The following is a 23,676-nucleotide window of genomic DNA, read 5'->3' on the forward strand; positions in this document are numbered from 1 at the left end:
GAGGCGGACTCGGAGGTGGACGTGAGACAGGTGGACGTGGCACAGGGGGTACGGAGGCCGCTGCGGAGGTTCGGCGTCCTGGTCGCGGGCATGGCAGTCCTGCTCGCCGCGAGTACCTCGGTCGGTGAGTCGTCGTCGACCGCGGTCGCGGCCTCCGCGCCGACGCCGCAGGGACGCGAGGCCACTCGTCTCTTCACCTTCGGGCACTCCTATGTCGCCGGCCTCGGAGCGTCGAAGCCGGACCGGGCGTGGCCGTCGATCGTCGCCGCGCGGACCTGCCGCCCGCTCGTCAACAAGGCCAGGTCCAGTGACCTGTCCGCGGAGACGGAGAACCAGTTCCTGATGACGGTGAACTCGTTCAGGCGCGGTGACGTGGTTGTCATCGAGACCGGTATCAACGACGTCCGGTTGTTCGGCCCGGACGCGGACCTGGCGAACCGGTACGCGCAGCACCTCACCGAGATGCTCTCGTACCTGCGTTCCACCCAGCGGGGGCGAGAGATCCCGGTCGTCTTCGTGGTTGATCCCGGCATCTCGGCCTCGACATGGTCGAAATACCCGCCGTACGACAAGGGCAGTCAGGAGGTCGCGGACGACTACGCCGAGAAGCTGAAGGACGTCGCCGCGGACATGTCGGACATCAGTGTGGTCGACGTCAGGTCGACGTGGTCCGAGGAGCACATAGCCGCCGACGGCGTGCATCCCAACGACACCGGCCACGCGACGATCGCGGCCGCCGTGGGAGAGGCCCTGCGCGCGGAGCGGCTCGGTCGCTGCCAGGACGTGACACGCATCCAGGTCCACGGCCCCGAGTTGATCGAGGAGCCCTACGGTACGGCCAGATTCACCGCCACCTTCGCGCCGAGAAACTCGCTGCACCAGGCCACCTGGTCCGTCACCGAACCCGATGGCTCACCCACCGACCGGGCGGTGATCGACGACGAGGGCACCCTGACGGTCAACCACCGTGATGGCGACGTCCTGGTCACCGCCACCGCCGCGGACGGGGCCGGTGCGCGGGCGAGCATGCGCGTGCACCTCGAACTCGACAAGGCGCTGTTGCGGGGCAATGCCGCACGATGGCCCGGCGCCGAGGTCACCGCGTCGTCGACGTACAACAGCGACTTCGGCGCGGAGAACGCGCGGGACGGCGTGATCCAGGCCGACGGTGGCGAGTGGGCGTCCGCGGGGGAGCAGAATCCCTGGATCGAACTCCGCTGGGCGCAGCCGGTCCGGGCCGATCGGGTCGTGCTCTACGACCGGGCCGGGATCGACGACCTTCACGGCGGAACGCTGAGCTTCGGTGACGGCAGCACGGTCGAGGTGAGAGACGTACCGACCAATGGCGATGCCCAAGTGGTGACCTTCGCCATGCGGACGTTCACCTCGCTGCGCTTCCAGGTCGAGGGCGGCACCGGACCCAACGTCGGGATGTCGGAGTTCGAGGTCCACGCCGTCCCGTCCGCTCCGCAGGCGCCTGCGCAGGTGGCGGCAGTGGCGGGTGAGCGCGTCGCGACGGTGTCGTGGAGCCCGCCGGCGTTCGATGGTGGTGCTCCGCTGACCGGGTACGTCGTGACGCCGTACCGGCAGGGTGTCGCTCTGGATCCGGTGAATGTGGACGCGGGCCTGAGCAGCGTCGCCGTCACCGGATTGTCGGCCGGGCAGGCGTATGAGTTCGGTGTCGCGGCCAGGAACATCGTCGGGACGGGGCCGGAGTCGGCACGCACCGAGCCGGTGGTTCCGACCTGACAACCAGTTCGGGATGACGGTGAACTCGTTCGGGCGCGGTGACGTGGTTGTCATTGAGACCGGCAGCAACGACGTCCGGTTGTCCGGCCCGGACGCGAACCTGGCGAACCGGTACGCACAGCTGATGGTCTCGCACTCGTCGATCGCGGCATCTGGGCCGCACATCACTGGGGAGCAGGCGAACCATGTCCATCACCGCTTTCGCGCGCAGAAGCGCGTACGCCGCCGTTCCGCGGGCGGCGCTGTCCGCGGCACTGGCGTTCTCGGCGTCGACACCGGCGGCAGCACAACGAGCCCTCTTCACCGAGGAGACGGCGGGGGCCTTCTGGGCGCCCACACACGAGTGCGCGGAGGGCGGACCGGTGCAGGGCACGCTCCTGGTGCAGACCACCCGCGTCTTCGAGTCACCGGACCGCGACGACGCCAACCCCACGGTGCGGGTGCAGTTCCTCGCGGTGTGCCCGGACGGTAGGTCGTTCAGTTGGGCCGCGGGAAGTGTCCCGGCGACCCTCACCAGCACCGAGGACCTCAGGAGTGTCACCGCCTCCGGTGCGGGAGTCGCCCGGGACAACCTCGGCGGAACTCACCAGATCTCCTTCGACGTGGCCTGGACGGGCGTCGGATCCCTGGAGGTCGACCGGCCCGCGCCGGGAAGCATGCGCAAGGAGCGGGAGGCGACCGCGACGGGTCAGGTGATCTTCGACGGCGAAGCGATCGTCGACGGCTCGAACAACCACCCGACCCGGGAGGCTCCGTTCGTCCGCGTCGACACCGAGCGGTGATCCACCCACTCCCAGCGGCCAACGCGGCGGTGGTCGGGCCGGGCTCAGCCGCTGCGTAAACGGATACGTGTGGGCGCCAGGTTCCGGTCGACGGTTGGCGCCCACACGGCTCGCTGATCTGCCAGGATCACCGCATGGATCTGGCCGGTCGTCGTGCACCGCTCTGGATCGCCGTCGGCCTTGTGGCCGCGGCGCTCACCTGGTCCCACCTGACCGGCGGCGAGGACGAGCCGGCGCCGGACACGCGCGAGTACGCGCAGGCCCAACTCGCCGCGGCCGAAGGCGTGCCGATGGTCCTACCGGTGGCGCTGCCTGCCGGTTACGACTACGGACGCCTGTACAGCTTCGACTCCGGGGCGCGGGACCAGACCGGCGACGGCAGCGACGGCACCTCCCTCACCGACCTCGGGCTGCCCGACGGCTACGGCGGCGCCGACGTCAGCTGGAGGCATGCCGACTCACGTGAGGTCGTGTTCTCTCCCGACCCGGACCGATCCTCCGACGATGACGACCTCCCCATCGTCGCCGTGTGCGTCCAGCCGACCAGCCTCGACGACGAGCTCTGCCCCGAGTCGCAGGACGCGAGGCATCTACAGCGACAGCTCGGCGGGACACGGGTGGCCATCTACGTCGCCAGCAAGGACCACCACGACGTCAGCGCATGGCGCGACGTCGCCCTCACCACCGACCTTTCCAAGGTCCGCTGGCTCCACTGAGAGGTTCCGTCGCGCGCCTCTAGCGCCGGTCGTCGTAGGCGCGTACGGACACGATGTGTGCACGTGGCGCGCCGTTGGTGGCGTGGACGACGACGCGTAGCGCGTCCGTACGCAGGTCGACGTCGAAGCGTCGGGTCCGTCGACGGTTAGCCTGCTCACCGGCCACCGGGTGCCACTGCCCGTCGGTCCGCGCCTGGATCTCGTAGTCGCGGACCAGCCCGGGCATGGTTTCGCTCGGCGTCCAGTGGTGGTGCAGGTTGATCAGGTCCTCCTCGACCTCGACGTCGAAGATCACGGCCAGCTGGCGGATCTCGACCGGCTCCGGCCACTGGAGCTCGAGCCACGGGTGCGGGTCGAAGGCCAACGGCTCCGACGCCCACAGCTGTGGGCCCCCGTAAGGGCGGGCGTAGCCGCCGACGGCGCGCTGCGGTGCGTACGCGTCAGTCTGTTCGACCAGGCGCAGGCACAGGCCCTCCCGATGCCAGACGTGCTTCCAGGACCGCCACTGCTCGGTGTACTGCTCGTCGGGGTCCATCTCCCGATGCCGGAAGAACAACAGTCCCGGCTCGGTGGTCGCGCTCCGGTGCACCTTCAGGTCGGGGTTGGGCGCCAGCACCACGAACGCGTTCTGTGCCTCCTGCGGTGTCCAGTCGAGGTTGACGCGAACCCACTGCTTCTCTCCCGCGGACACCGCGACCTGCGTCGCACCGACCTGGTCGGCCGGCAGGTAGTTCTGCGGCTTGCCAGTCGTGTGAACGGCGACGTCCAGGGTGGTGTCGGCCCGGGCGTCGACCAACAGCTCCAGCGCGCCGAGGGTGGGTGCCACAGGCAGCACGATCCCAAGCGGGGCGTCGAGAGCCTCCGTGTCGGTGCTGACCTCGACCGTGAGCTGACGCAGGGTGGACGACGCCGTCACCGTCGCGCGCGGGGCGAGATCGTGGGGATCCTCGGAGCAGATTCCGAGGACGGACGCGTCGGTGCGCACCAACGCCCGGCGGACCTCGCTCACGTGGTCGCGCGCGAGCTCACGCGGAGAGCAGTCCAGGCTCAGCGCGAGATGTGCCGCGAGGCCGGCCGCCTCGCCCAGGACGGCGCACGTGGCCATCACCCGCGTACTGCCGAACGCCACGTGGCTCGCGCTGATGTCCCGGCCGGCCATCCACAGGTTCGCGACGTTGCGGGAGTACAGGCAACGCAGCGGGATGTGGTAGTTGCCGTCGGCGTGCCAGTGCCGGGAGCCGCGTTCGCTGGCGTAGACACCGCCGGGCGGGTGGAGGTCGATCGACCAGCCTCCGAACGCCACCCGGTCGGGGAACTCGGTCTGGCCCAGGACGTCGTGCTGGGTGAGCACGTGGTCGCCGACGAACCGGCGATACTCCCGCTTGCCCGGGACCGAACCGATCCATTCCAGGGTGAGGTTGTCCGCCGCGAAACTGCCGGAGTTCTTGATGTAGTCCCAGATGCCGTAGACGACGGACTGCAGCTCGTCGCGGATCGTCTCGTTGTCGTCCACGACGTCGAGTTCGCCGCCCCACTCGATCCACCAGTACGCGCAGCCGTTGTTCTCCACGGCGATCACGCGGCGGTCGGGGACGGCCGTCTCGGTGATGTCCTTGGCGAAGGGCGGTGGGATGAAGGGTGCGGGCCGTCCGACGTCCTTGGTGTAGAAGAGGATCGTGCTACCGAGGGTGTTGTCGTCGGGCACCTGCGGCGCCCACGGCTCCTGGTAGACGTCGTACGCCTCACGGCCGGTCCGAAAGTCGGCACCGGCGAGGAAGCCGATCAGGCCGTCGCCGCTGCAGTCGATGAACACCGGGCTCTCGAAGCGGATGCGGCGTTCGGACCCGGACATCCAGCCGGTGACCGAGACGACCCGCTGCTCGTAGCCGTCCTCCGACCGGGCGGTCGGAAGAGCCTCCGCCTGGACCTCCGTCACGTCGGTGTTGAGGAAGAGGGTGATGTTCGGCTCGGCCCGAACGGCTTCGAGCACGGTGAGGTCCCAGTAGTAGGGGTTTCCCTCGCGGTTGCGGTACTGGTTCTCCACGAACAGCTCGCCCATGATTCCGGTCTCGCGGGCGTTGCGGTGGAATCCGTGGCCGGTGGCACCGCAGACCCAGACCCGGACCTCACTGGAGGAGTTGCCCCCGAGCACGGGACGGTTCTGCACCAGGGCGACCCGCGATCCGGCACGTGCGGCGGCGATGGCCGCGCACACTCCCGCCAGCCCGCCGCCGATCACCGTGACGTCGCTTCTGACCTGCTCCGAGCGCATGCCGATCAACCCTCCTCTTCCTGCCTCGGCTCACCCGTCGGCGTACCTGTGTGGTGTGCTCGAAGGCGAGGTCCGAGACTCAACGGCCACGGTAATCGTGTTGGCGCCCAGGGACCCGGCGCGCGGGCAGGTGTGGTCGATACCGGTCAGCCCCACGCGGACCCGGCTGCTGGCGGCCTGTCCGATGCTCCGGGTGCTGCGGCCGCGCGGGATCCGGAGGCCTACGGCCGGCTCACCACCCGGCCGTGGTTCCTGTTCGTACGCGCCGTGGCATAGGCCCGACGCCCGCCACGCGGCCGCGACCCGCTCCCGGCGCTCAGCCGTGCTCCCGGATCGGGCGGATCTCGACACCGCTGTGGCCCGCATGGACCTCCGGGAGCTTCCCGGCGAGGGAGATCGCCTGGTCGAGGTCGGAGGCGTCGAGCACGTAGTAACCGCCGAGCACCTCCTTCGTCTCGGCGAACGGTCCGTCGATGACCATGAGTCGGCCCGTCGCGTCCGCGCGCAGGCTGGTCGTGGCCGTCGTGGACTCCAGTTCGTGACCGCCGAGCACGCTGGCCCCGGCCGCCGCCCGGAAGGCCTCGTGCCCCTCCATGTTGGCCTGCTCCTCCTCCGCGGTCCTCGCGTCCCACTTCTGCTCGTCCCCGTAGATGAGGACCAGGTACTTCGCCATGTCGCTGCTCCGATGATGTGGGGCCCGGTCGGCCCGACCATGCCTATGACGTACCAGGAGTCCGCCAATCGACAAACCGACGCGCCCGGTCCAGGTGGCTCCGGGAGAAGGCGCGGCCGTTCGCGGAACGCCGCTGGCGCGCGCGTCACCGCTGGGGGATCGTGGGTGAACAGCGGGGAGTCTTCGGTACACAGGCAATCGAAGGAGCATCCGATAGATGATGAATCCCGAAGTCGCGCCGGGCCCGTTCACCGATCTGGATCGCTTTGTGTTCGAGTCGTGGGGCTACCTCGTGATCCCCGACGTGCTGACCCCGGCGGAGGCGGAGGAGGCCTATGAGGCGTCCAAGCGGCTGCACGCCTCCCGCGAACGGGCGTTCGGCCAGATCGGACAGGGCTACCACACCGAACCCAGCCTCGAGCGACTGATCGACCATGCGGCCGTGCTGCCCAAGGTGCGGGGTCTGTTCGGCGACCGGTTCATCCTGCAGGCGAGCTGGAACACCATGCAGCCCGCGCACGCCGGGGTGGGTGGCTGGCATCAGGACGGCTCGAGCGCGTACAACTTCAACCAGGTGGGATATCCGGTACCCCTGATCCAGTTGCGGGCGTCGTTCCTGCTGACCGACCAGCTGGAGCCGGGCACGGGCAACATGGAACTCATCCCGGGCAGCCACCGCAGCCAGGTGCCGCTGCCGGCCGACATCCGCGCCGAGCGGGGCGACACCCCGATCGGGCACGTGATCTGCGCGCCGATCGGGTCGGTGCTCCTGTTCCACAACGGTGTGTGGCACCGCACCTACCGCCACGACGGAGACCGCGACCGTTACACGGCGCACTACGTCTACAGCCCGCCGTGGGTGCGTGCGGCCGACCGGTTCGCCAACTCCGAGGACTTCCTGGAGCGGACGACGCCGATGCGCCGGGCCCTGATGGGCGAGTTCGAACGGCCCGACGCTCCCTACGGGGCCAGCTACCAGCCGCTGCCGTTCGGCTAGCTCGCCGGCACCCTCCGTGCGCCAGGTGCCTGTCGCCGCGTTCGTCACCCGAGTCGCGGCGACAGCCACCGGGGCTGGGTCGTGTCCTAGAGGGCCTTGCGGTACGGGCTCATGTCCATGCCCGGGTAGCGGAGTCCGACGTTGGCGATGGTGTTCTCGTCCCAGTAGGGGTCGCCGACGCGTGGGAATCCGACGAACTCGCGTTCGCGGGGAGTGGCGTTCTCCAGGAAGTGGTTCATCTCGGCGCTGCCACCGTCGTGTTGGAACGTGACCTGCCCGGCCCAAGGTGTGTCGACCCGCTTGAAGCCGATGTTCTGGGCGTAGCGGAGGCCTTCGGAGGCGCGGAGCGCGGAGCCGCGGTGGAAGGTGTTCATGGAGTAGATCAGCACCGAGCCGGCGGGGACGACGACGGGGAACTCGTGTGCGTAGAGCTCGGGGTGGTCCTCCCGGCTGCGATGGCGCGGCTCCCGCGGTTCGTCGCGGGTGAACTGCTGGGACACGACGTAGGTCGGGCTCAGGTCGACCGTCACGTCGGTGTAGTAAATGATCGCCGGCAGGTCGACGATCTCCTCGTCCGGCTTGGGGCAGACCAGGGTGTTGTTGCCGTAGTCCAGGTGCAGTCGCTGTTCGAAGTCACGGGTGCCGGCATACTTCCCGCCGAGCTGGCCGTGGCTGAGCATGAGCCGGTCGGTGCCGATGACCCGTTCGGCGAAGGCGATCAGCTCCGGATGCAGCGTCGAGGCGTTCAACGCGTCACCCACGAAGGGGAAGGTGGCGTGCGTGCGCAGCCGCCCGGTGAGACTCGCGACGGAGTCGGCGTACCAGCGCGGATGACGGGCGTACTCCTCCCAGGGAGGCATGTACTCGTGGATGTTCTCGACGGTCGCCCGCACCTCGTCGTCCTCCAGGAGGCGCACGATGACGTACCCGTGCTCACGCCAGTGTTCGTAGTCTGCTTCCGTGATGCGACCCATTCTTCTTTTCCCTTCTGCCGGGGTGACGGATCTTCCGTGGGGACAGACGTCGAGCGCACGGGGCGCTTCGGGGCCAGGGGAGTGGAGGGCACCTGGTGGCTGTGTCTGTCTCGCAGTCGTCGACGCATCGGTGCGCCAGCTGATTCGGGGCGAAGCCGCGTTGCCTCGCTGGCATGTCCGGCCGTGTGATCGGAATTCCCGGCCGCCGGGCCGCTGGAGTTCTCAACTGCCGTTGGACCTCACGCCATCGCAACTTACCGCGTCGCGCACCTGCGTCGGCGGGCGGCGGCGACGATGGGACCGGTCATGGCCAGAAGTGATGTGGGAGCCTGACCCGATGACAACACACTGGATCGCGGTGGTGGGCAACAGTCCGGGTGTCGGAAAGTCGACCCTGTGCGTGGCGCTCGCGAGCTGGCTCCGTGACGCCGGCGCGGTGGTCGATCATTTCGAGGAGGAGCACATCCTCACCCGTGCGCAGTTTCGCGATGTGGCGGAGGAGTTCGCCGGCGACGGGGTCGTACACCCGCGCACCCTGGTCGCCGCCACCCGTTCCTACGTCGAACATGCCCGCGGGAGCGGGGTGGACGTCCTGGTGACCGACGCCCTGATCCCGTTCGTCCCGTCGCTGGTCGCCTGGGGTCAGGACGAGCCGGCGATCGCCGAGATCATCCGCGACCTGGAGCGGGCCGTGGAGCCGACTCGGGTGACCTTGGTCTATCTGCGGGACGACCCGGGGGTGGCGCTACAGCGTGCCGTCGATCGCGAGGGGCCGGCGTGGGCAGAGTGGTACGTCGGCAAGCTCGGCGCCGCGCCGGGCACCCGCTCCGTGGTCGACCTGGCGTCGGCGGCCGAGCATCTTCGCCGCGAAGCCGACCTGACGCTGCGGCTGCTGGCGGCCTCGCGATGGGACGTCGTGATCGCGGACGCCGGGGTGGCCGACGCGGGGCAGATCGCGCGGTACGTCCGGGAGCGGTTGCGCGGCCGGCTCCAGGACGTCGTCCCGTCCGGGCGCTGACCTTTCGGCAGGACAACCCTCGCTTCCTGGCGCGCGATATGCGAACATGTGTTCGTGCCAGGTGAGGCGACCATCCTGCACGCTGACCTCGACGCGTTCTACGCATCTGTCGAGCAGCGTGACGATCCTCGCCTGCGCGGCCGACCCGTGATCGTCGGAGCGGGCGTGGTGCTCGCCGCCAGCTACGAGGCCAAGGCCTACGGCGTCCGTACGGCGATGAGTGGCGGACAGGCTCGGATGCTGTGCCCGCAGGCGATCGTGGTCCCGCCCAGGATGTCGGCCTACTCCGAGGCGAGCAGGGCCGTGTTCGAGGTCTTCCGGCAGACGACGCCGCTGGTCGAGGGGCTCTCGATCGACGAGGCGTTCCTCGACGTCGGCGGGTTGCGGCGGATCTCCGGCCGGCCCGTGGACATCGGCGTGCGGTTGCGGCACGACGTCCTGAGCCAGGTCGGCCTGGCGATCACGGTGGGCGTGGCGCGCACCAAGTTCCTCGCGAAGGTGGCCAGCGGGGTGGCCAAGCCCGACGGCCTGCTGGTGGTCCAGCCCGACGGTGAGCTGGCCTTCCTGCACCCACTGCCGGTCGAACGACTCTGGGGCGTGGGCCAGGTCACCGCCAAGAAACTGCGCGACCGGGGCATCACCACGGTTGGTCAGGTGGCCGAGCTCACGGAGTCGACCCTGGTCTCGATGCTCGGCCGCGCGGCGGGGCGGCATCTGCACGCGCTCGCCCACAACCGTGACCCACGGCCCGTGCAGGTGGGTCGCCGGCGCCGATCCGTCGGGGCGCAGCGCGCGCTCGGTCGTCGGCCCAGGTCGCCACATGAGATCGACGCCATCCTCATCGGCCTGGTCGAACGCGTCACCAGCCGGATGCGGGCGGCCGGGCGGACCGGGCGCACCGTCGTGCTCCGGCTGCGGTTCGACGACTTCTCCCGGGCGACCCGCTCGCACACCCTCGCTCGGGCGAGCGCGCAGACCAACGAGATCCTCGCCGCCGTACGCGGTCTGCGGACGGCGGCGAACCCGCTGATCGAGAGTCGGGGGCTCACCCTGGTGGGAGTGGCCGTCAGCAACCTCGACGACGACGGTGCCGTCCAACTCGAACTGCCGCTCGACGGACACCGCGACGCCGCCCTCGACGCCGCGTTGGACGCCGTACGCGAGCGGTTCGACTCGGGCGCGGTCACCCGTGCGGTCCTGCTCGGCCGGGACCAGGGCCTGACGGTGCCGATGCTGCCCGACTAGGTCGTGTCCTGGCCCGCGTGGTCCCGGCCGGAGGATCGAGTCCGGCTCGGTCGGTGGTCTCGGGTCGGATCAGCCGCGCGGAGCGATCCGCTCGAGCTCCTCGACGGTGCCGGACATGATGACGCGCAGGTGCTCGGTGATGTGCTCGACGGGCCAGTCCCACCAGGCGAGCCTGCGAAGTCGGGCGACCTCGTCCGCGTCGAAGCGGGTGCGGATCAGCTTGGCCGGGTTTCCGCCGACGATGGCGTAGTCGGGAACGTCGTCGACGACCACGGAGCCGGAGGCGATGATCGCGCCGTGTCCGATGCGGACGCCGGGCATCACCATCGCGCGGTAGCCGAACCACACGTCGTTCCCGACGATGGTGTCGCCCCTGCCGGGCAGGCCGCTGATCAGATCGAAGTGATCCGACCAGGAGCCACCCATGATGGGGAAGGGGAAGGTGGACGGACCGTCCATGCGATGGTTCGCGCCGTTCATGATGAACCGAACGTCGGTACCCAGCGCGCAGAACTTCCCGATGACCAGCTTCTCCGGCCCGTAGTGGTAGAGCACGTTGCGGGTCTCGAACGACGTCGGGTCATCCGGGTCGTCGTAGTACGAGTACTCGCCCACCTCGATGAGCTCGGACTTCACCAGTGGCTTGAGCAGCACCACCCGCGGCTGGTCGGGAAACGGATGGAGGGTAGTCGGGTCGGCGGGCACGCGGTTCATGGAGGACGCCTTCGGTTTCGGATTCGGGTCCTCCCACTGTGCCAGGCGCCCGGTCCGGCAGGAGATCCACTGGTCGCTCGGGCGGGTGGGCACGCGCGGCTAGGCTTTGGCTCAGGGTCACCGTTCACCCCCAGAGAGCGAGCCTGACGTGCCCGACGACACGCCGACCGACTCCCGTCCCGCTCTGCCGTTCCGCATCCTGATCGTCTTCGTCGCGGCCGTCCTGCTCTGGCTGTTCGTCTATCACGGGACGCCGCTCGGCTACGGCTACGACCGCCTCACCCATGCCGCGCGGGCGGTCCTCACGACGATCCTCGTCGTACCGATGGTGGTGCTCGCCCGCCGCCTGCTCGCCCGCCGCCCGTGGGCGGGACTCGGGTTGCCCTCGCTCCGCACCGGCTGGCGGCACCTACTGCTCGGCGTGGCCTGCTGGGCGGTCCCGGCGGCGCTCGGGTTCGCGCTCTGTCTCGGCTTCGGCTGGGTCGAGATCGGCCTGGGTGCCTCCGTCGGCGAGGTTCTGCAGACGGCGGCCCTTCTGGTCGTGCTCGTCTTCCTGTACGAGGCGTTGCCCGAGGAGTTCGTCTTCCGCGGCTACCTCCAGCGCAACCTCGTCACCAGGGTGCAGCCGTGGCAGGCGGTCGTGGCGCAGGCGGCCCTCTTCACGCTCTTCGGGTTCCTCGTGGGCGCCGCGCGTTCCATCGACCGGATCCTCGTCTTCTTCGTCTTCGCCCTGGTCCTCGGCGTGTTCCGCGTGGCCACCGGCGACATCTGGGCGGGCATCGGCTTCCACCTCGGCTTCCAGACGGTCGCGCAGCTGTTCTCGGGCGAGGGCGCCGTCTTCGAGACGACAGGGCTCGGCACGCTCGAGTTGGTCGCCCTGGGCGGGTTGCCCTTCTTCCTCGGCTGGCAGGCCATCGAACGCCTGAAGAAGGGGAGCCTCGACTGGCGCACGCTCCAGCCGGATCCGTGCGGACGCGCGGCCGGCGCCGCGTAGCGGCGAAGCGGCGTTCAGTCCCGGAGGAGCAGACCCTCCATGACGAGGTCGAGCATCCGGGCGGCGCGTGCCTCGCCTCCGGTCGCGGGGTCGATCCGCCACAGGAACGAGATCAGCAGCAGAAAGTCGTCCGGGTCGACGTCGGGGCGGAGCAGGCCGGCGTCCGCGCCCGCGGTGAGCAGCTGCTTGATCGCGCCGATGACCAGCGCGTAGGCCTCGTCCTCGAGGCTTGCCGTCGTGGCCGCGTGAATGACCTCCGCGACGCCGTACTTCACCTGGCCGTAGCGCGCGACCCGGTCCAGCCAGCCGCGCAGGGCCGTGAGCGGCGGCTGGGTTTCGAGGAGGGCGGGAGCGAGCGCGGCGAGTTCCTCCAGCTCGTGCCGGTAGATCGCCAGGACGAGTGACTCCCGGGTGGGGAAGTGGCGGTACAGCGTGCCCGGACCGACCTCGGCGCGTTTGGCGATCTCGTTGAGGGACGTGTCACCCGCCCTCGACAACGCTTCGCGCGCGACTTCCAGGATCCGACGCCGGTTCTCTCGGGCGTCGGACCGGACCGGTTTCCCCGTCATGTCGTACAGCTCCCTTCGCGACTCCTCAGCCCCATCTTGCTAGACGGAGACCTCTCCGGTACCGTCGGGTCCACTACCGGAGAGGTCTCCGGAAAAGGATCATGGCAACGATCGAGGAGGATCGGTGGCGCAGACCGTGTTGGTGACCGGAGGTACGGGATATGTCGCGGGCTGGTGCGTCGCGGAGTTGCTCCGGCGCGGCTACCGCGTGCGGAGCACCGTCCGGGACGGCAGCAGGGGAGCGACGGTCCGGCGCGCCGTGTCGTCCGTGGTCGATCCCACTGACCGCCTCTCCCTGGTCGTCGCGGACCTCACCGCGGACGACGGGTGGGACGCCGCGGTCGACGGCGTGGACTTCGTGCTCCACGTGGCGTCCCCGCTCGGCGACACCGCACGCGGCGCGGACGACCTGATCGTCCCCGCGCGGGACGGCGCCCTGCGGGTGCTGCGTGCGGCCGCCGACGCCGGCGTCCAGCGGGTCGTGTTGACGTCGGCGGCGAACGCGGCGAGCCCCTCCTCCTACGGCGACGACAGCGTGACCGACGAGACGCTCTGGACCGATCCCGACGACCCGACCCTGATCCCCTACCGGAGAGCCAAGACGATCGCGGAGAAGGCCGCGTGGGACTTCATGGCCGACCACGACGGACCCACCACCCTCACGACGATCCTGCCGGGAGCGGTGTTCGGCCCGATCCTCGACGTCGGCCACCTCGGCACCACGCGGATCATCGCCCGGATGCTCGACGGAAGCATGCGCGGCGCCCCGCGAATCGCGTTCGAGATCGTCGACGTACGCGACATCGCCGACATCCACATCCGCGCGATGACGGCGCCGGCGGCCGCGGGTGAGCGGTTCCTGGCGACAGGCGAACTCGTGTCGATGCGGGAGATGGCCCGCGCTCTCCGCGCGGGGCTGGGTCCGGCCGCCGACAAGGCGCCGACGCGGGAGCTTCCCGATGTCGCGGTCAGGTTCGCGGCGAGGTTCCTCGACCCCTCACTGCGCGAGATCGTCCCCGCGCTCGGGCGACGAAACCGGCACCGCACGGACAAGGCGCGGCGACTGCTCGGCTGGCAGCCGCGGCCCGCCGCCGAGACGCTCGTCGACTGCGCGCGGAGCCTCATCGAGGCGAAGGCCGCTCAGGTCGGTCCGTAGGCCCCGGCCTTGCTCTTCCCCGTACGGAAGGGCCGCCCGGCGGTGACGAGGACGACGAACGTGGACGCCAGGAGCAGGGCGCTGGCGACGGCGAAGGCGGCCCGATACCCCGCCACGTCGGCGTTGTGCGCGGCCCGGGCGGTGACGCCGCTCGCGATCGTGTTCAGCAGAGCCACGCCGAGCGCGCCGCCCAACTGCTGGGTGGTGTTGACGAGGGCGCTGGCCACTCCGGCGTCGTTCGCGTCGATTCCGCTGAGGGCGACATTGTTGACGGCAACGAACACGACACCGAGCCCGAAGCCAAGCAGCGCGAGCGCCGACAGGAGAAGGATTAGACTTCGCGGGTGGTCGATCGTGGTGAGCGTGAGCATTCCGACGACACCAAGAACCATCCCTGAGACCATCAGCGGGCGCGGACCCATCCGGGGAAGGAGCGCCGACACGAGCACGGCGCTCACGATGATCCCGACGCTGAAGACGAGGAACACGAGACCGGTTCGCAGCGGCGTGAGTCCGAGCCTCCCCTGGAGGTAGTAGGTCAGGAACAGCAGCATTCCGAACATCGCGCCGGCGGCCAGCAGGGTGGTGAGATAGGCGCCGCCCCGGACCCGGTCCGTGACCACTCGCAGCGGAAGCATCGGGTGCTCGGCGCGGTGCTGCCTGACGACGAACGCGAGGAGAATCGCACCGGAGGCGACGAGGGTGACCAGGGTGAGCGGATCGCGCCAACCCCGGCCTTCGTCCGCGGCGAGGGTGAATCCCGCGACCAGACCGAACGATCCGGCGGTGGCGAGCGCCGCGCTCGGAACGTCGTACCGCCGGTGCGTCTTCTCGAGGCGGCTCTCGCGAACCGAGTAGAGCGCGAGTGCGGCGGCGACGAACGCTATGGGTACGTTGACGAACAGTGACCAGCGCCAGTCGACGTACTCGGTCAGTACGCCGCCAAGCAGGAGGCCGACCGCCCCGCCCGCGCCCTGGACCGCGCCGAAGACTCCGAAGGCACGCGAGCGCTCCCGCGCCTCGGTGAACGTGACGGTGACCAGTGCGAGCGCCGCCGGGGCGAGTGTCGCGGCGAACACGCCCTGGGCGCCGCGGGCGACGAAGAGCAGCTCCGGTGTGGAAGCGAACCCTCCCAGTGCCGAGACCGCGGCGAACCCGATCAAGGACGGACCAGCGTTCTCCTGCGTCCGTTGATGTCGGCGACGCGTCCGCCCAGCAGGAGCAGGCCGCCGAAGGTGAGGGCGTAGGCGGTGACGACCCAGTGCCGGTCCGCCTGCGCGATGCCCAACTCGCGTTGGGCGTCCGGGAGTGCGATGTTGATGACCGACGCGTCGAGCACGACCATCAGACTGGCCAGCGTGATGGCGACCAGGGCGGTCCAGCGCCTGGGGTCCGCGGCCGTCGGCCGGATGGTGGCGGCTGCCGTCGGTGTGTTCTGGGTGGGCACAGATGTTCCTTGCGACAAGAGCGGTGGAAGGCTTCGACGTCGACGTCCCCCGTCTCGTCGTACCGGGTCGAGTGTCGAGGGCCCCTGGCTCTGTCGCAAAGAAACTTGCTGAAGCAGCAAACAGTCCGGTGTCAGTCCGTGGAGATGAAGTACTGGTGCGGATCGGTCGGTCCGGGTGTCGGGAACCACGCGCCCGTACTGCTGATCATCGACTTCGGGACGTTGTGGAAGTCGTTGCGCACGATGCCGTAACCAGTGGCCGGCAGGATGATCCCGATCAGGGTGAACTCCTCCGCGGCGATCTCGATGACCTGCCGCATGAGCTCGTCCTGTCGTTTCTCATCCGTCGTCGTCCTGATCTCGTTGTAGAGCCGCATCTGGTTGCGGATGGGCTCCGGTGGCTCCTCGCCGCCCTTGCCGCGACTCTCGTACCACTGCACCCAGGGCAGGAAGTGTTCCGTGCCGTGGTGCGGGAAGACCGCGCGCGGGTCCATCAGGATGTTGAGTCCGCCGAAGTCCACGTCGATCGCCGCGTCCTGGAGGTTCGCCTCGGCACGACTCGCCATGAGTTCGGCGCTCCACACCCGCGGCTCCGTCTCGACGCCCACCTCACGCCAGTAACGGCTGACGAACTCCGCGACGTCGGGGAGCACCGGGCTGTCCCACTGGACGGTGCACTCGAGCATGATCGAGATGCGCTTTCCGTCCGGGCCGAGCCGGAACCCACCCCCGTCGCGTCGGCTGAACCCCGCGCGGTCGAGGTGGTCGTTCGCCTTGGCCACGTCGTACTCGATGTACTGCTTCGCGAGCCGTTCGTTGTAGAACTTCGACTCCCGGCGCGGTGAGCTCTGCCAGGGCTCGCCCTGACGCTGGTAGACGGCGTCGATGATCTCCTGCCGGTTCAGCGCGTGGGACAGGCCGATGCGGAAGTCCTTGTTCTGGTAGATCTGCCGCTTGATCGGGTTCTTGTGGGTGAGGTTGAGGGTGATCATCGCCTCGTTGACGAGTTCGGAGGTGAGGTCGAAGAACCTGTAGTTGCCCTTCTCCCTGCTCCGGGCCAGGACCGGCTTGTTCCGCAGGGTGTTGATGTGCCGGTCCACCTGGCCGAACTCGCCGTTCTGTGCTCGCAGCAGTGCCGCCTCGAGGTTCTGCATGACGTAGTAGTGGATCTCGTCGATGTAGGGGAGTTGCCGGCCCTGCGGGTCGACCTTCCAGAAGTACGGGTTTCGCTTGGCGATGATGCGTTCGAGTCCGTCGCCGAGTGGTGAGGTGACGACCCACGCGCTGAGGACGGGCAGGTCGGGGTTGATCGACCAGTCGGCCTGGTTCAGGAAGAGCTGCACCCAGTCGTCCAGGCTCGCGTCCTTGACGAGCGCCTCGATCCCTTCCGGGTTGTACTTCTTGTGGAACTTCTGGAGATAGTGGCGCGGCTTACCGATGATCTCGTCCCCGTACCCTCCGGCCAGGACGCGTGGCAGCAGCCCGTGCGGAGTGTCGTACTTGAAGACGACGGTGTGGTCGTCGGTCTTCTCGACCTTGGGTGGTTGGTCGTTGCTCAACAGGTCCGTGGGCGGCACCGGAGTGAGTTCCTCGTTCATGAGGAGGTCCTCGTACCAGAACATGATGTCGTCGGCGGTGAACGGATGGCCGTCCGACCACTTCACGCCCTGCCGGAGGTGGAACACGTACTCCCGGCCGTCGTTGTTGACGTCGTAGGACTCGGCCAGGTCGGGGATGATGCCGCTCCAGTTCCGGTTGTAGCGGAGCAGGCCGTTGTAGCGCTGTTGCCGATCCATCCAGGCGACGTACTCGCCGCTCACCAACAACGAATGCCAGGTGCCACCGTAGGTGCCGAGGCGTTCGACCGGCTCGACGACCAGCGGCGCGCTGGGCAGCCGATCCTTCAGCGCCGGAAGCTTTCCCTGCTTGACCAACTCGGCGAGCATGGGCGCTTCCTTGCCCGTGCGAGCACCGGATCCACCGGCCCCGCCGGCCGGCTCTGGCTGACGTTTCTCCGGATCGGTCGCGAAGAACTGGCAGCCCGGAAGGGTCAGGATCGCTCCGGCCGCGGCGGCGGTCTTCAGGAAGGACTTGCGGCTGAGACTCCGTCGTTCCTCTCGATGATCCATCGCGATACGCCTTTCACGGAGGCCGATGATGCGGGTGAAGGCCGATGGCGGCGAAGTCGCGTCACGACTCGTAGCCGATGCCGGGCTCGGTCGGTGCCTGGACGTGACCGTCCGGGCCGACGGCGGCTTCCCGTTGGACGGGGTTGGAGTAGATGAGGGATTCGTAGTACGTCGTGTTCGCGATGGCCATGCACAGATGCCGGTTGACCGCTCCGCCGCCGTGTACTTCGGCGCGGATACGGAACGCGTCGGCCAGGTGCGCGATCCGCATGGCACCGGTGATCCCGCCCTTGAACGCAGCGCTGGTGCGGACGAACGCGGGCGACACCTCGGTGATGAAGTCGGCGGTGTTCATGTGGGCGCCGTCGGAGGTCTCGGCGACCAGGAGCGGAACGCGTACCTTCTCGGACAGGATGCGGTAGGCGGTGATGCTGAACTCCCGCATCGGCTCCTCGTACCACAGGTACCCCGCGTCGGCGAGCGCGTGGCCGAGATACAGCGCGTCCGGAAGGTCGAAGCCGGCGGACCCGTCGTACATCAGGGGTATGTCGTCGCCCACGTGCGCGCGTAGGGCGGCGCACAACCGGGCGTCGTCGCGGGCGTCGCCCCAGGCGTGCAGCTTGATCGCCGGGTAGCCGAGCGTGAGGCACTGGTCGGCGACGTCGAGATACTCCTGCACGGACTCGAACGTGACCGTGCTCGCGTAGGCGGGGATGGAGGTGCGGAATCCGCCCAGCAGCTGGTGAACCGGAACGCCGGCGGCCTTCCCGGCGAGATCCCACAGCGCGACGTCGAGCACACCGAGGGCGTAGATCGGCAACTCCTCGATCCGGTCGACCTCCCAGATCCGGTGCCACAGGTACTCGCGCTGGAGGGGGTCCTGGCCCACGAGTTCGTCCCGTAGCCGGCGGGCGACGACCTCGGCGACGATCGAGCCTCTCCGGGCGTGCGCGACACCCTCGACACCCGCGTCGGTGATCACCCGGATGACCGCGCGGGTGCCCGCCGGCGACGAACCCGGAATTCCTTTACGCCAACGATAGGAAGGTCCAGCCGGTGCCTCGACGACATCGGTCTTCACGTCGTTGATTCGCATCCGTTGCCTCGCTTCGCGTGTCGGCACTCGATGCGCCCGGCCGATGAGATCACGCGCGAACGACATCGGCGGTCCGCAGGTCGGCAATGCGTCGGAATCGATGGGCCCGGCCTCATTGATTGCCCAGCAGAACTGTGCGGCTGTCAGAGGGCGAATACGGGCTCAGAGTAGCTATGAGGTGGCGGCATGACCACCTTCGGTTCACGCCTGGTGACTGACCGATCGTGGACAGTGCCGATCGTCGACGGCGACGGAAACGCCTTGGGGCGTTCGGCGTCCGGCTTCCTGCCCGGTTGCGGAAACGGTGTGGTCTACCCGTGCAGCGCGACCGGTAGGTGGCGCGGCCCGCGAAGGATCGGGCTGCGTCGGTACGGCGGTGGGTCCTCGACCAGCCGGGCACCGCCGAGATGCGCGAGAAGTTCGGTCAGCGCGACCTGGGTCTCCAGTCGGGCCAGCGGTGCGCCGAAGCAGTTGTGGATGCCGCTGCCGAACCCGAGATGCTGGTTGTCCTCGCGGGTGGGGTCGAAGCGGTCGGGGTCGTCGAACCGCACCGGATCCCGGCTGCCGGAGGCGAGTACGAGGATCAGCGGCGCGCCCTGGGGGATCGTCGTACCCGCGACGTGGACGTCGGCGAGCGGCGTACGCAGCGGCAGCATCTGCACTGGCGGCTCGTACCGCAGGAGTTCCTCCACGGCGCGGGGCATCAGCGCCGGTTCGCGTCGAAGTCGCTCCAGCCACTCGGGATGGCGGAGCAACGTGAGCGTGCCGTTGGTGATCAGGTTGACGGTCGTCTCGTGGCCGGCGATGAGCAGCAGGACGCCGGTGGCCATGAGCTCCGGCCGGGTGAACCGACCGTCGGGCCCCTCTTCCTCGACGTAGGCCGAGAGCATGTCGTCGGCCGGGTGACCGCGGCGGGTGTCGGCGAGATCGCCAAGATACTGTCCCATCGCCCTGCGCGCCTCGAGGCCGGCGCGTTCCCGTACGGCCGGGTCCTCGCCCGGCGTGGGGTCGAAGCTCGCGATGATCGCCTCCGACCAGGCCCGGAACCTGGTCTCGTCCTCCCGTGGAACGCCGAGCAGCCGGCAGATCATGGTGACCGGCAGCGGATAGGCGAAGTCGTCCACGATGTCGACGACGTCCCTGCCCCGGAGACCGGTGAGAAGGTCCCGGGCGACGCCGGCCATTTCCCCGACGAGCGAGTCGATCCGGCCCGGTGTGTGGGGCGGACCGAACGGCCGCATGGCGATGCGGCGGAGTCGGTCGTGTTCGGGATCGTCGACGATGATGAACGACGGGGGCAGGTCGTCCTCGGGCTCGATGCGTTCCGGTGGGATGCGGTTGCGGCCGTCGGAGCTGATCCGCGGGTCGTGCAGCAGGGCCTCGATCTCGTGGTAGGTCCCGACCAGATAGGTGCCGTCGTCCTGGCGCGCCACGCGATGCCGGCGCAACTCCGCGTAGAGGGGATACGGGTCGGCGCGACTGGCGTAGTCGTTGATCCGGTGGATCAGGGTGTCCACGGCCATGCGGGAGGACTCCTCGTCGTCGGGGCGAGCCTGCGCTCAGGTGTCACGCACCCGGGTCAGCCTTCGGTCCGGCAGGTACCCGGTGAGGGCGACGGTCGGGCCGTGGGAGAGCAGCTTCGGGTCCGGCACGTCGGAGGGAACCGGGCCGAGCGTCTCCGGCTGGTCGGCGGCGCCGGGCTCGGGCGGAAAACGCGCCGCGGTCTCGATGAGGCGTTCATAGTGCTCGAGCCACTTGGCCCGGTTGACGCTCACGGCGGCGGTGACGCGGCCGCGATAGCCGTAGACGGCGACCAGACGAGCCTCCCGCAGCGAGCCCTGGGCGATGACCACCTGGTCGGAGAAGGTCGGCACGCCGACCGACTTGATGTTGAGGCCGAACTGACTCGACCAGAACGCCGGGACCGCGAGGTGCGGCATCCGGCGCGACTCCGGGTTGACCATGTTGTGCGCCGCCACCTCGGCCTGGCTGACGGCGTTGCCCCAGTGCTCCAGCGACAGCAGTTGGTACTCGAAGAGCGGATGGGGGAAACGGGCGACGTCACCGGCGACGAAGACGTCGTCGGTGACGATGCCGTACATGGTGAACGCCCGGCACCCGGCGTCACAGGCGACACCGCGGGGTCCGGCGGCGAGCCCGCACTCGGCCAGCCAGTCGGTCTCGCGGACGGCGCCCAACGCCACCACGGCCACGTCGGCGTCGACCCGGGAGCCGTCGGAGAACCTCGCCCCGGTGAGCCGACCGTCGCCTTCGAGGGCGGTGACCGTGACACCGCAGCGCAGGTCGACCCCGTGCGCGCGTTGCAACCGGGCGGCGAGCTCTCCGAGCGTTCCCCCGAGCGCACCGACGAGTGGAGCCGGCCCGCGCTCGGCGACGGTGACCTCGAGGCCGCGTTCCCGGCACGCCGAGGCCACCTCCGAACCGGTGAACCCGGCGCCGATCACCAGGACGCGACGGGGGCCGGCGTCGAGTCGCTTGGCCAGGCGGGCAGCGTCCTCGCTCGTGCGCAGGCTGAACACGCCGTCCAGCGCGGCTTCGGCGGAATTCGGCCAGGGGCGGGCGCGGGTTCCGGTCGCGATCAGTACCCGGTCGAACGGCACCTCCGCGCCGTCGCCCAGGAGCACCCGCTTGCCGAGCAGGTCCAGTCCGGTCGCCCGTACGCCGAGCTTCCAGTCCGCGTCCACCTCGCGGCGTTGCGGCAGCCCCGTCAGGTCCGCGGCCATCCGGCCGAGCAGGACCTGTTTGGACAGGGGCGGCCGGTCGTAGGGTGGCCGGCGTTCCTCCCCGATCACGGTCAGCGAACCGGCGAAGCCCTCCTCGCGCAGCGTCTCGGCCGCGCGCAGCCCGGCCAGCGACGCGCCGATGATGACGATCCGGCCGTCCCGCAGGTCAGGAGGCATCGACGCGGCCTTCGCCGAGACGGTCGGCGACAAGGTCGCCGACTCCGACCTCGTTGCCGACGAGGATGGCCTGCACCGGGCAGGCCGCCGCGGCGCGGAGGACGCGTTCGGTTTGCTCCTCCGGTACGACCGGTGTGTACGACAGGGCCTCCTCGCCGTGCAGCTCGAACACCCGTGGAGCGAGGAACACACACTGTGCGTAGGCCTGACAGCGATTGAGGTCGACCACGACGTTCATCCGGGCACTCCCCCAACCGCGACGCCTGATGAGCGAACGACATCAGTGGTCCTACCCCGTGCGCGGCGGTCCCGCGCCTCCCGAGGGTCACGCACCCTTTGTGGCGCGCACAATCGACGGGTCGCGGGGCTTCCTGCCTCCGGCGGTCACGACCGGACCGGTGGTGGGCCCAGGGCGGAGGCCGGTTCGGCGAGTTGGGAGACGCCGCGCTCGGAGTACGGCCGCTCGTGTGAGCGAGTGGCCGTACCCCTTCGTCGGCCGGTGGGGGAGTCCTCCTACTTCGTGCCGGCGTTCTTGGCGGCTTCGGCGTAGGACTTCTCGAGCTCGCCGCGGATCGCCTCGCCGCCGTTCGACAACCAGACCTTGACACCTTCGTCCCAGTCGGAGACCGGCTTGCGGCCGAGGATGATCTGGGTGGCGAGGTCGTTGAGCACACCATCGATCTGGCCGCTCTTGCGGTCCTTGGTGTCGGAGTACAGGCCGTACGACGCGTCCTTGATCAGGCGCGGGGTGATCTTCTGCTGGATGGCGTACTGCTTGCGTACGACGTCCGGCTTGCCGGCGAGGTACAGCGCCATCGGCGCGTCCCCGAAGTACTGCAGCCCGATCCCGGTCTCGGTGACGCCGGTCCGGCTGGGAATCGGATCGCTGCCCTGCATGGTGTAGTGACTGCCGGGCAATCCGTACTTGCGGAAGAGGTACTCCTCCGTACCGAAGGAGGCCGACATCCAGTCGGCCAGCTTCAGCAGCGTCTCGGTCGAGTGCTCGTTGTCCTTGTTGAACGCCGTGATGTTGTTGAGGGCCAGACCGAGCCAGGGCGTGCCCTCCCCACCGTCGAACCCGGGCACGTCCAGCATGTTGACCGCGAAGGCGTCACCGGCGGTGTTGTCGGCGTAGAACTGGTTCCAGGCGACGAAGCTGTCCAGCACGAAGCAGACGATCCCGCCGTTGAACCACTGCTTCTGCTGGCTCGCGCCCGACCCGAAAGCGTCGGGGTTGACGACCCCGGCGGCGACCAGCTTCCGGACCGATTCGAGGGCCGTCTTCATCTGCTCGGACTCGTTGGCGCTGGTGAACTTCCCGCCCTCCTGCTTCCACAGGTAGGGGATGTCCAACATCTGCTTGACGTAGTTGGTCGGTGCCGAAGCCCAGGCCCACCGGCGGGACTTCGCGTCGGTCAGCTCCTTGCACAGGTCCAGGAACTCCTGGAAGTTGCTGGGCGCGGGGTCCTTGATGCCCTTGGCGGCCAGCAGATCCTCCCGGTAGAGCGGCAGGGCGGTACGGGCCATGCCGCGCGGGATCGGGATGCCCCAGATCGCGCCGTTGTAGATGCAGCCCTTCCACGCCTCGGCCGGAAGGTTGGCGAGGAACGGGTACTTCAGCACGGCGTCGCCGGCCAGGTGCTCGGTGAGGTCCTGGCACTTGGCCTGCAGCAGGCCGGGAAGTTGGGCCGTGGCCGGCGGGATGTTGATGACGTCGGGCAGGTCGTCTCCGGCGATCCGGGTCGCGAACTTCTCCGGATACTCGTCGTTGGAGGCCATGCTGATCTCGAGCGGAGAGCCGATGCGCTTGTTGAGGGTTTGCCAGAAGGAGTTGCGGTCCTCGGTGGGCGGAATCGCACCGGGGATGTTGGTCATGAAGGTGACGGTCTTGCCGTCGCCCGGTGTCTCCTCGATGGCCCGGACGGGCTTGTCGGGGTAGCTCAGGAACCCGTCCAGGATCAGGTCCGTGCCCACGAGGTCGGGCTTGACCTGTGCGTACTTCCGATAGGTCGGCAGCAGCGCAGCGGCACTCTTCTGCGTGGTCTTGGCGTTGCTGGTTCCGGCCGTGGTGTTGGAGCAACCACTGAGAACGGGCAGCCCGGTCGCTGCGAGGGCTGCCGTGGCGAGCCCGCCCCTGAGGAGCGATCGTCGGCTCACTGGCTCCACGAGGCTCTCCTTCCGCTGGTCACGTCGCCGATGGGGAGCCAACCATGACATAGTACGT

General features: G+C 69.1%; 21 protein-coding genes. 8 read left to right on the forward strand and 13 right to left on the reverse strand.

Annotation, left to right across the window (positions count from 1 at the left end):
* The first annotated feature begins 21 nt into the window (after positions 1 to 21).
* The 3 genes from HEB94_RS49290 to HEB94_RS16065 all read left to right on the forward strand — a co-directional run bounded on the left by HEB94_RS49290 (position 22) and on the right by HEB94_RS16065 (position 3,247).
* Positions 22 to 1,749, forward strand: coding sequence for a DUF7402 domain-containing protein (locus tag HEB94_RS49290; protein WP_202896373.1), 1,728 nt, complete (start codon positions 22 to 24; stop codon positions 1,747 to 1,749).
* A gap of 185 nt (positions 1,750 to 1,934) precedes the next feature.
* On the forward strand, positions 1,935 to 2,531 hold the full coding sequence (locus HEB94_RS16060; protein ID WP_192750638.1) for a hypothetical protein: 597 nt from the start codon (positions 1,935 to 1,937) through the stop codon (positions 2,529 to 2,531).
* Positions 2,532 to 2,665: 134 nt separating this feature from the next.
* Positions 2,666 to 3,247, forward strand: coding sequence for a hypothetical protein (locus HEB94_RS16065; RefSeq protein ID WP_192750639.1), 582 nt, complete (start codon positions 2,666 to 2,668; stop codon positions 3,245 to 3,247).
* 19 nt (positions 3,248 to 3,266) lie between these two features.
* Here HEB94_RS16065 and HEB94_RS16070 read toward each other — a convergent pair whose 3' ends face one another.
* Positions 3,267 to 5,519, reverse strand: coding sequence for an FAD-dependent oxidoreductase (locus HEB94_RS16070; RefSeq protein ID WP_192750640.1), 2,253 nt, complete (start codon positions 5,517 to 5,519; stop codon positions 3,267 to 3,269).
* A gap of 316 nt (positions 5,520 to 5,835) precedes the next feature.
* Positions 5,836 to 6,192, reverse strand: a complete 357-nt coding sequence (locus HEB94_RS16075) for a YciI family protein (RefSeq protein ID WP_192750641.1) — start codon at positions 6,190 to 6,192, stop codon at positions 5,836 to 5,838.
* Between the two features lie 217 nt (positions 6,193 to 6,409).
* Here HEB94_RS16075 and HEB94_RS16080 point away from each other — a divergent pair, with 217 nt between their 5' ends.
* Positions 6,410 to 7,189, forward strand: coding sequence for a phytanoyl-CoA dioxygenase family protein (locus HEB94_RS16080; protein ID WP_192750642.1), 780 nt, complete (start codon positions 6,410 to 6,412; stop codon positions 7,187 to 7,189).
* Positions 7,190 to 7,275: 86 nt separating this feature from the next.
* On the opposite strand, the gene HEB94_RS16085 is transcribed toward HEB94_RS16080, so the two are convergent.
* Positions 7,276 to 8,163 carry a phytanoyl-CoA dioxygenase family protein gene (locus HEB94_RS16085; protein WP_192750643.1) on the reverse strand — a complete coding sequence of 296 codons (888 nt, stop codon included), beginning with the start codon at positions 8,161 to 8,163 and terminating at the stop codon, positions 7,276 to 7,278.
* A gap of 337 nt (positions 8,164 to 8,500) precedes the next feature.
* Here HEB94_RS16085 and HEB94_RS16090 point away from each other — a divergent pair, with 337 nt between their 5' ends.
* On the forward strand, positions 8,501 to 9,181 hold the full coding sequence (locus HEB94_RS16090; protein ID WP_202896374.1) for a P-loop NTPase family protein: 681 nt from the start codon (positions 8,501 to 8,503) through the stop codon (positions 9,179 to 9,181).
* Between the two features lie 54 nt (positions 9,182 to 9,235).
* The gene (dinB, locus tag HEB94_RS16095; RefSeq protein WP_337917719.1) at positions 9,236 to 10,426 is read left to right on the forward strand and encodes a DNA polymerase IV; all 1,191 of its coding nucleotides are present in this window, start codon (positions 9,236 to 9,238) and stop codon (positions 10,424 to 10,426) included.
* Positions 10,427 to 10,495: 69 nt separating this feature from the next.
* Here the strand turns inward: dinB and HEB94_RS16100 are convergent, their stop codons facing one another.
* On the reverse strand, positions 10,496 to 11,140 hold the full coding sequence (locus tag HEB94_RS16100) for a CatB-related O-acetyltransferase (protein ID WP_192750646.1): 645 nt from the start codon (positions 11,138 to 11,140) through the stop codon (positions 10,496 to 10,498).
* Positions 11,141 to 11,288: 148 nt separating this feature from the next.
* Here HEB94_RS16100 and HEB94_RS16105 point away from each other — a divergent pair, with 148 nt between their 5' ends.
* Positions 11,289 to 12,134 (forward strand): CPBP family glutamic-type intramembrane protease, encoded by an 846-nt coding sequence (locus HEB94_RS16105; protein ID WP_192750647.1) that lies wholly within the window; start codon positions 11,289 to 11,291, stop codon positions 12,132 to 12,134.
* Between the two features lie 14 nt (positions 12,135 to 12,148).
* Here HEB94_RS16105 and HEB94_RS16110 read toward each other — a convergent pair whose 3' ends face one another.
* Positions 12,149 to 12,703 carry a TetR/AcrR family transcriptional regulator gene (locus HEB94_RS16110; RefSeq protein WP_192750648.1) on the reverse strand — a complete coding sequence of 185 codons (555 nt, stop codon included), beginning with the start codon at positions 12,701 to 12,703 and terminating at the stop codon, positions 12,149 to 12,151.
* A gap of 124 nt (positions 12,704 to 12,827) precedes the next feature.
* Between HEB94_RS16110 and HEB94_RS16115 the strand changes: the two genes are divergently transcribed.
* Positions 12,828 to 13,859: an NAD-dependent epimerase/dehydratase family protein gene (locus tag HEB94_RS16115; protein WP_192750649.1), complete on the forward strand. Its 1,032-nt coding sequence runs from the start codon at positions 12,828 to 12,830 to the stop codon at positions 13,857 to 13,859.
* On the opposite strand, the gene HEB94_RS16120 is transcribed toward HEB94_RS16115, so the two are convergent.
* From HEB94_RS16120 to HEB94_RS16155, 8 genes are all read right to left on the reverse strand, one after another.
* Entirely contained in the window at positions 13,844 to 15,022 is a 1,179-nt protein-coding gene (locus HEB94_RS16120) for an MFS transporter (protein WP_192750650.1), read from the reverse strand. The two genes, HEB94_RS16115 and HEB94_RS16120, sit on opposite strands and share 16 nt — an antisense overlap.
* Entirely contained in the window at positions 15,019 to 15,306 is a 288-nt protein-coding gene (locus HEB94_RS16125) for an MFS transporter (RefSeq protein ID WP_192750651.1), read from the reverse strand. Before HEB94_RS16125 ends, HEB94_RS16120 begins: the two co-directional genes overlap by 4 nt.
* 131 nt (positions 15,307 to 15,437) lie before the next feature.
* Positions 15,438 to 17,435: an ABC transporter substrate-binding protein gene (locus HEB94_RS16130; RefSeq protein ID WP_192750652.1), complete on the reverse strand. Its 1,998-nt coding sequence runs from the start codon at positions 17,433 to 17,435 to the stop codon at positions 15,438 to 15,440.
* A 61-nt stretch (positions 17,436 to 17,496) separates the two neighbouring features.
* Complete coding sequence (locus HEB94_RS16135; protein WP_192750653.1) at positions 17,497 to 18,531, reverse strand: enolase C-terminal domain-like protein; 1,035 nt, start codon at positions 18,529 to 18,531, stop codon at positions 17,497 to 17,499.
* Between the two features lie 311 nt (positions 18,532 to 18,842).
* Positions 18,843 to 20,054, reverse strand: a complete 1,212-nt coding sequence (locus HEB94_RS16140; protein WP_192750654.1) for a cytochrome P450 — start codon at positions 20,052 to 20,054, stop codon at positions 18,843 to 18,845.
* 36 nt (positions 20,055 to 20,090) lie between these two features.
* Entirely contained in the window at positions 20,091 to 21,452 is a 1,362-nt protein-coding gene (locus HEB94_RS16145; protein ID WP_192750655.1) for an NAD(P)/FAD-dependent oxidoreductase, read from the reverse strand.
* Positions 21,442 to 21,690 carry a ferredoxin gene (locus HEB94_RS50635; RefSeq protein WP_192750656.1) on the reverse strand — a complete coding sequence of 83 codons (249 nt, stop codon included), beginning with the start codon at positions 21,688 to 21,690 and terminating at the stop codon, positions 21,442 to 21,444. Before HEB94_RS50635 ends, HEB94_RS16145 begins: the two co-directional genes overlap by 11 nt.
* Positions 21,691 to 21,965: 275 nt before the next feature.
* Positions 21,966 to 23,618: an extracellular solute-binding protein gene (locus HEB94_RS16155; protein WP_337917720.1), complete on the reverse strand. Its 1,653-nt coding sequence runs from the start codon at positions 23,616 to 23,618 to the stop codon at positions 21,966 to 21,968.
* Between the last annotated feature and the right edge of the window lie 58 nt (positions 23,619 to 23,676).

The organism is Actinopolymorpha pittospori, from assembly GCF_014873875.1.
GTDB lineage: Bacteria > Actinomycetota > Actinomycetes > Propionibacteriales > Actinopolymorphaceae > Actinopolymorpha > Actinopolymorpha pittospori.